This is a genomic window from Succinivibrio sp., assembly GCF_045124615.1.
GTDB classification, from domain to species: Bacteria; Pseudomonadota; Gammaproteobacteria; order Enterobacterales; family Succinivibrionaceae; genus Succinivibrio; species Succinivibrio faecicola.
This window is the reverse complement of the sequence record NZ_JBGVMC010000022.1, coordinates 1-1,042: the sequence shown is the minus strand read 5'-3', so window position 1 is coordinate 1,042 and position 1,042 is coordinate 1. Positions and strand designations below refer to the sequence as shown.

General features: G+C 33.5%; 1 pseudogene. It reads right to left on the bottom strand.

The annotated features are described in order from the left end of the window. Positions 1 to 331: 331 nt before the first annotated feature. Positions 332 to 1,042 (bottom strand): annotated as a pseudogene (locus ACJML3_RS00495) (hypothetical protein); the annotation flags it as partial.

Genomic DNA, 1,042 nt, shown 5'->3' with positions numbered 1-1,042 from the left:
CTGGCAAGGATCTGACGCAAAATAGGATCTGATATCAGCTCTTCAAGCTGAGAGTCATCTACATATTCACGTCTAATAATCTTCACGGTATATCCAGCACTTAGTTAACTATATTGAAATATTATATGGAGTATTTATGTTAAATAAAAGTGCACAGACAAAGATTAGTTATATATTGTGAACAATCCTTGTGATTATTCATTTTTCACTTAGGTAAAAATAAATAACTCTACTTCTGCACTTCAAAAAGTGAGAAATTAGAGTACAAAAGTTTAATACAAGCAGTCTAGCGCTGCTGATGCTCTTTAAAAATACGTTTTTGACAGATTTTTTAGGAAATTTGTTTTTTGATAAACATTTTTTGCAGGAATTTAGTAATACCTGATGCCCACTGGTCAATAGTCTCATCTATTACTTGTTGTGCTTCAGCTATCTTTGATTCGTCTAGTAATCCTTTATCTGCAAAGATTTTAGGAATATCAAAGCACATTCTTACTAAACTTGTTAATGCATTAACAAAAGGTTGTTCTTGCAGCTCTTTGTTTATGAGTCTAAGGAGTTCTCCTTGTGAACGAGGATCGTTAGATAACCTTCTTAGGATTTCTAGGATTAGAAATCTTAAGTTAGCGATGTGAACAAAGGAGTTGATGGTATCAAAGTCATGAGCCTGACATTCTGAATCTAATCCTAGGTAAGATTTCTGAGCCTTGAAGTTAGTTTCAATAAACCATCTTCTTGTGTACAGTTGAATGATCTTATCTTCGCTTAAAGAGATATCAGTAGTGGCAATTACAATGAACTTTGAAGGATCGTTGTAATTCTTAACGAATACTAGCTTAAGTCTGATACCACCTTTAGTTACAGCTTCAACAGAGTTGATGATATTGGCATTGGAATATACCCCTGATTTAGATAAGTGTTTAAGAACCTTATCTAACTTTAAGAAGGTAACTCCACCATCTATTGATACCACTCTGTTTTGTTTTAGCATGCAGATTGGACTAACACCTAATTTACCTAGTTCAACAAACATCTTGTCTGA